The following is a 6,767-nucleotide window of genomic DNA, read 5'->3' on the forward strand; positions in this document are numbered from 1 at the left end:
CTAATAATACTTTAGCTATGATATCTTATCTTTTGACCAGCCAGGCATAGGCACAAGCTTAAATGCCATAAGCTTATCTACCAAACGGTCAATATCAATGTTGCCATTGCTATTAACAAATTCGTGCGAATAGAAGATATAGTCTGACCATTTTGGATCCGGACTTAATCTGCATATTTCATTTGACAAGCACATGTCTTCTTCATCTTTAGGAACATCAGTAAATCTGCGCAGTAAAATCTTTAGATAATCTGCGTCATTCATTTCTATTTGCCTCTAATATGGTTATATGGAGTTTTTATAATTATGTTGTTCATGTCATAAATATTCCACCTTTTCCAATTGGTTCCATATGATCAAGCTCGTATACCTTTCGTTGACCTGCCCATTCGGCTTCAGGAGCAAGTGGTGCCAACGCTAAAATTTGTTTACATTCGATCATGAAAGTTGGCTTGGCAATTTTCCTGCCAAGAATTCTACATATATACTGCGAACCACTAACTGATCTTTCGTAGTTGCTCTCTCTGGATATTTTTCTCCTAACAAATCTATCAATTTGTCCGGAAGTGTCTCATCGTGCAGAGTGATAATCACATAATCTTCATCTGCTTCATAACCACATATCGGCATGAATGTTTTCTGATAGCAAGTAATAGTAAGAGATACTTCGCCATTTTCTCCGATATATTTTTTAATTGATACTATTCCTGAATTCATACATTTTTTAAAAGCTTCATCAACCTGGCTAATTTCTGGATTCTTTATAAATTCCAATTGCACCCTATTTCCATTTTCGAAATAATACCCCCCTAGTGTAGTCACTTTTTTTCCTCCTGAATGGATTTCATACCTGGATTCCATATATATTTTTTAGGAAGAAGGGTGTCATTATCAATAGCGTTGATTGTCAGTGATTTCAGGCCAGCCTTATCCGCTGCCGCAGCAATGTCACCCCGGCAAAATCCACAAACATCTTTACCTGAGACAGTCATATTCATCGATTGACCTTGCGTTTTCCCTGCATCAAACGCTTGTTGTATAGCGCCAATTTCGGCGTGGGCATCAGCCATATTTCCATTCGGTAATTTATAACCATTCTTAGCGATCTTGTCGGCGACGCGATCCGCGATGATAGTAGGCCGCGAAGCATCGGCTTCCACAATATTTCTAGCATTCTGATTTACGTCTTTAAATACACTACCACCAACTTCGGCAGTAGCCGTGACTTCGGGTATCACGGTGCCGCCAACAGTACTTGCGGTATTGTTAAGGCTCGACACCTTCGGCCCGGCGCGCGCCGTGGCCTGACCCAGGGCGGACTCCGCCGCCATCGTGCCCAGGCCGACGGCGAGGTTGATCTGGCCGTAGATGGCCTCGGACGTTTCCAGCGATGCGCCCGAGACGGTTGATATGACACGTCCGCCTAGAGTTGGGGACGGCGTGCCGTCTCGGAGAGACAGGAAGCCCGTGTGCGCGTTGTCCAGTCCCAGCCCGAGATTGACACCACCCAGCGTCGCGACGACGCACCCCGCGCCGGCGGTCGCCACGCAGGTTGAGGCACCGCCATAAGCCATGATCGTGCCGCTGACCGCCTGCCCCGCACCGCCCAGAGCCTGCATTCCGCCCACCAGCCGCACGCCCAGCGGGGTCTGGTTGAACGCGTTGACCGCCTGGACCCCGCACAGCAACGGCGTCTCGCCGCTGCACAACCACGCATCGATCCGCGCCTGGCCTTCCAGCCGGTTCGCGCCGAGCGTGAAGGCATCCAGCGCCGCTTTCTGTATAGCAGTGGTCGCGCAAGAGTCGGGAGACCTCGCGCACTTCACCGCCTCTTCGAATGCTTCCCGGCCACCGACCGCTTTCACCGCTGCGCGGAAGGCGGGATCGTACTCGTAGACATCCTCGAAGTGCAGACGCTCGGGAGTATCCGGTCCGTAGCGACCGAGCGGCGTCACGGTCGAGTTGTTCTGCGTCTCGATCCGCGCGGCCAGGGTCGCGCTCGCGGCGTCCAGCCCCGCGCCCGACGCCACCGCCGCCACCAGCGTCGACACCAGCGCATCGCGTGCCTGGCCTGCCGACTGGCTCAGCGGCTGGCCGTCCTTGTCCGTCGAGGGCGTCGGGCCGCTCTTCAGCAGCTGGTTCAGCACCACCGCCGAGGCCGCCCCCATCGCCCCCGCCGAACAGTCCCCCGTGCCGCCCGCCGCCTGGCCCGCACAGCCCACCACCGCCTGCAACGCCGCGCGCGCCGCGCTGTTCTCCGCCGCGCTGCCGCCCAGTTCGTCCGCCAGCGCCTTCACCTGCTGCGTCGCCAGTCCCTGCAGCACGTTCACTGCCGAGGCCTGCACCAGACCGCCCAGCGAGCCCGTCGCATCGCCGCCCGCCGCCCCCGACACCGCCGTCGCCACCAGACGCGCCGCGCTCCCCGGGCCATAGGCCTCGTGAAGCTGCTCCGCCTGTCTGGTATAGCTGTCCGCAGCCTGCGCATCACCGCGCTGCCTGGCCTCTTCGGCCTGCGCCTTCAGCCGGTCCTCCTCGCGCGCCCTGGACGCGAAGAACGCGCTCGTCTCCGTCGCCAGCACCTGCGCCGCCTGGAAGCCCTGCGCCACCCCCGCCCGCTTCGCATCGGTGAACTGGCGGATCAGCGCCCCGTCATTGGCCGTGCCCGTGTCGCGCGAGATCGTCGCCGCCACCGACCGGCTCGCCGCGTCGCCCGTGACCTCGATCGTCCCCGCCCCGATCGCCGAGCGTGTCGTCCCCGACTGCGAGCCCCCCGCCGACAAGGCCATCGGCGGCGTCGCCGTCACCGTCCCCACACCCGCCACCGATACACCCGGCAGCGCCGTCCCACCGGTCGCCGTCGCAGCGCCCCCGCGATCCATCCCGATCCCGCCGATGCCCCCGCCCAGCGACACCTGGTCCGCGCTCCACTGCTCGCGGTTCGCAATGTCCTGCGCCTCCAGCGTGCCCGTCACCAGGCTGTTGCTCGACGCCTCCGCCGTGCTCGCGATCACCGCGCCCTTCAGCACCGTGTCGCCGCCCACCCGGATCGCAAAGCCCCCGTCACCGGCGTAGAGCCCCGACTGCTCGCCCACGCTGGCGAAGTCCCCCGTCTGGCTACCCTGCGAGACATGGCCGCTGACCGACACCTGCCCGCCGGGGGTCAGCCCCACGCTCGCCCCCAGCGAACCGCTGCTCGACTTCGACCGATAGCTCGCCATGTCCTGAAGGCTCGCGATCGACAGGCTGCCCGCATCCACGCGCACCCGATCGCCCGATACCAGCGCCCCCTCCAGCGACAGCGCTCCCGGCGTCGTCAGCCGTGCCGTGCCGCCCGCGTCCAGCAGCGTCTCGACATGCGTGACCTCGGTCCCGTCATAGCTGCTCTTCGACGACGACAGGCTCACCGTCGCCTTCGGACCCGACAGGCCCAGCCCGCCCTTGTTCAGCCCCAGATCCGCCGACACACCCAGCGAAAAGCCCGAACTCTTCGCACTCCCGCTCCGACCGTCCGTCTCCGTCGCAGAGGACGGTATTTCATATTAATTGGAGCGCTAATTTGGCCGTGACTTACAATTTAGTCTTCGAACCAGCAAATCTCGTATGCCGTACCGTCATCATCGACCACGCGATACTTTCCGGGCTGATAAACGCCATCTTCATATGTCGACAGACTGTAATCAGCAGGGCTTGCGCCAGCAAGAATTATAAATTTCGAATACAGTTTGTCAAATTCCATCGGCAGCATTGGCTCAATTCCTTCCATCATTAATCTAACACTATATACATCTTTCAGAAATGGAACTTCTAAATCGAATGAAAGAGCCTGACTTAGAATGCCATCAAGCCTTTCATGATACTTAAACTTCTTTGATTCTACTTCATCGCAATTTTCAATATAATATTTCAAGGAAGCTGCTGCCTTAGCAAGTTTTTTTTTGTCTATCTCAGCAAGTCTCATATTCTTATCGATTTTTACTTTTTTTATCATGCTCCATTCCTACTTAATTTATTTTTACAGGATCAGAAAACATTTTCCTGTTTGGAACGATAGTTTGCGTAGCACCGCCAACTTGCTTAACACTACCTTGCTGTGTCGGCGCCACCTTACTTTCGAACACAGTTACATCAGATTTCGCCGTTATCTGATAAATATCATAATCACCAGTTTGCGAGCCTAAAGGCAACCCAAGCTTAGCTCCTATTTCAGAATTATTATTTTGAAGTGCCTTTAATTCCGACGAAGACATCCAGTATCCTGTATAAGGACTTGGGACCTGACCTTTTGGTACAATCTTGACCAAATTTACACCTGACTTAATCTCAACAGGATTTGGAATAGTTGAACCTGATTTTATATAGTCCCTTGCATAACGCCTAATAAGAGATTCATCCAAACTAGGGTTACTAAGATGTATGGATTGAATAAGCTTCTGACCTTGCGGAATGCTCATGGGATCAATTTCCAAACCATAAGTCGTAAACGGCGCATCTAAGTCAGCCTGTGCCCAAGCGACACTTCCTCCGCTGACCGAACCGGAGTCCAAAGGTTTACCTCTGGTTGGCGTCTTCGTAAGACTCTCTTCCACCGTTGCCACGGTGGAAGCCTTCTCCAACACGACCTGGGTTTCACCCTTGGGCAGCGTCGCCTCAAGCGCTGCCTGCGTCGTCGCGGTCTCCGGCATCTCCGCCGACGCCAGCGCGTTGGCGACCGCCTTTTCTCCCTGTGCGCCAGCCGAAGACGTGGCCGCCGGGACACTTCCGCGCCCGATCGTCACGCCGGATGTCACCAGACCGACCGCCAGGTTCGCCTGACCATAGATGGCCTCGGACGTTTCCAGCGATGCGCCCGAGACGGTTGATATGACACGTCCGCCTAGAGTTGGGGACGGCGTGCCGTCTCGGAGAGACAGGAAGCCCGTGCGCGCGTTGTCCAGTCCCAGCCCGAGATTGACACCACCCAGCGTCGCGACGACGCACCCCGCGCCGGCGGTCGCCACGCAGGTTGAGGCACCGCCATAAGCCATGATCGTGCCGCTGACCGCCTGCCCCGCACCGCCCAGAGCCTGCATTCCGCCCACCAGCCGCACGCCCAGCGGGGTCTGGTTGAACGCGTTGACCGCCTGGACCCCGCACAGCAGCGGCGTCTCGCCGCTGCACAACCACGCATCGATCCGCGCCTGGCCTTCCAGCCGGTCACTGCCCTGCGAATAGGCGGTCAGCGCGGCTTGCTGGGCTGGCGTCGTCGGACAAAACGGACCGGCCCGTACGCACTTCGTGACCGCCTCATATGCCTCCAAGCCACCTAGCGCTTTCACCGCGGCGCGGAAGGCGGGATCATGCTCGTAGACATCCGCGACCGGCAGGCCCGGCTTATTGTCCGGTCCGTAGCGACCGAGCGGCGTCACGGTCGCGTTATTCTGCGTCTCGATCCGCGCGGCCACGGTCGCGCTCGCGGCGTCCAGCCCCGCGCCCGACGCCACCGCCGCCACCAGCGTCGACACCAGCGCGTCGCGCGCCTGGCCTGCCGACTGGCTCAGCGGCTGGCCGTCCTTGTCCGTCGACGGCGTCGGGCCGCTCTTCAGCAACTGGTTCAGCACCACCGCCGAAGCCGCGCCCATCGCCCCCGCCGAGCAGTCCCCCGTGCCGCCCGCCGCCTGGCCCGCACAGCCCACCACCGCCTGCAACGCCGCACGCGCCGCGCTGTTCTCCGCCGTGCTGCCGCCCAAGCCGTCCGCCAGCGCCTTCACCTGCTGCGTCGCCAGACCCTGCAGCACGTTCACCGCCGAGGCCTGCACCAGACCGCTCAGCGAGCCCGTCGCATCGCCGCCCGCCGCGCCCGATACCGCCGTCGCCACCAGACGCACCGTGCTCCCCGGGCCATAGGCCTCGTGTAGCTTCTCGGCCTGTCCGGTATATCTGCCCTACGATCGCATCGCCCGCCGTCTCGGTATCGCCATCGACGATGGTCGAGGCCCACATGGCCTGCGCAATCAAGAGCCTCAACCTCGCCGCGCGCGGCGAGGAGTAAGCATAGCTCCCCCCGCAAGCCGTAGAGGATGCCGTAATTACAGAGCCCTACAGCCCACCCAACACCACGATGACACCGTAAACTTTCCCATGGCGCCATCAATCTTGTCGAAAAACCATGCGCAAACAATATGTTATCCAACAAATGGAGCGATGCACTTCATATTGTGCCACTCTTAAAATCCGTTTTCACACGTTAACGCGCACTGGGACCCCCGGCGGCAGCCCCTTGGTTTTCAGGATGAGCTGTCCGAGAAGATGCCAGTAAACATCTATGTCAGACAACTCCAAATTGCCAAGTTCGTCGGTCCCGCCAAGGAACAAAGGCTTTTTGTAACCGACGCATTGCCGATATTGTGGAGCGCTACCACCATTCGCGGACCATCTTTTGTGGAAGTCGCTCGCTAGTGCCGCATCCCCATATTCGATGATTTCCTCGTCGTGGAATGAGCCGATATTGCACGGGATTTCCAACGCTTCTCCAGTGCCGGGCTCAAACATAATTACGCCAGACTGGCCGCCCTCGGATCGTTTAGGGTCAACGGCAAATACACGGCCAAGCCAGTCAAATCCGAAGCAGGTTATCCTCTCGCTAAACTCAGGGAAGGCGGCCGCGACCCGGGCATTCCACTCGCCGACATCCGATGCCCGGATCACCCTGTAGAGACCATTCTCGAAAGAAGTCCCGCCGAAGCGATCGAAAAGGTTGTTCCAATCGGCCATCTCAAAATGAGCTACAC

Annotated in this window: 6 protein-coding genes; all 6 read right to left on the reverse strand. The window is 58.4% G+C overall.

The genetic code is table 11. The features are described 5' to 3' along the window. Positions 1–15 precede the first annotated feature (15 nt). The 6 genes from QE379_RS19345 to QE379_RS19370 all read right to left on the reverse strand — a co-directional run bounded on the left by QE379_RS19345 (position 16) and on the right by QE379_RS19370 (position 6,750). On the reverse strand, positions 16–264 hold the full coding sequence (locus QE379_RS19345) for a hypothetical protein (protein ID WP_307002959.1): 249 nt from the start codon (positions 262–264) through the stop codon (positions 16–18). A 174-nt stretch (positions 265–438) separates the two neighbouring features. Next, entirely contained in the window at positions 439–822 is a 384-nt protein-coding gene (locus QE379_RS19350) for a hypothetical protein (protein WP_307002961.1), read from the reverse strand. Then, positions 819–3,533, reverse strand: a complete 2,715-nt coding sequence (locus QE379_RS19355; RefSeq protein WP_307003309.1) for a hemagglutinin repeat-containing protein — start codon at positions 3,531–3,533, stop codon at positions 819–821. The genes QE379_RS19350 and QE379_RS19355 overlap by 4 nt, the downstream gene beginning before the upstream one ends. Positions 3,534–3,574: 41 nt before the next feature. Then, positions 3,575–3,988, reverse strand: a complete 414-nt coding sequence (locus QE379_RS19360) for a hypothetical protein (protein ID WP_307002963.1) — start codon at positions 3,986–3,988, stop codon at positions 3,575–3,577. Positions 3,989–4,001: 13 nt separating this feature from the next. Continuing rightward, positions 4,002–5,855: a hypothetical protein gene (locus QE379_RS19365; RefSeq protein ID WP_307002965.1), complete on the reverse strand. Its 1,854-nt coding sequence runs from the start codon at positions 5,853–5,855 to the stop codon at positions 4,002–4,004. A 361-nt stretch (positions 5,856–6,216) separates the two neighbouring features. Then, positions 6,217–6,750: a T6SS immunity protein Tdi1 domain-containing protein gene (locus tag QE379_RS19370; RefSeq protein ID WP_307002967.1), complete on the reverse strand. Its 534-nt coding sequence runs from the start codon at positions 6,748–6,750 to the stop codon at positions 6,217–6,219. Between the last annotated feature and the right edge of the window lie 17 nt (positions 6,751–6,767).

It is taken from the genome of Sphingomonas sp. SORGH_AS_0879, assembly GCF_030819175.1.
Taxonomy (GTDB): domain Bacteria; phylum Pseudomonadota; class Alphaproteobacteria; order Sphingomonadales; family Sphingomonadaceae; genus Sphingomonas.

Excerpts from the sequence above, each read along its gene's own strand:
- QE379_RS19345 (WP_307002959.1), bottom strand. The coding sequence starts at position 264 with ATGAATGACGCAGATTATCTAAAGATTTTACTGCGCAGATTTACTGAT.
- QE379_RS19360 (WP_307002963.1), bottom strand. The coding sequence starts at position 3,988 with ATGATAAAAAAAGTAAAAATCGATAAGAATATGAGACTTGCTGAGATA.
- QE379_RS19370 (WP_307002967.1), bottom strand. The coding sequence starts at position 6,750 with ATGGCCGATTGGAACAACCTTTTCGATCGCTTCGGCGGGACTTCTTTC.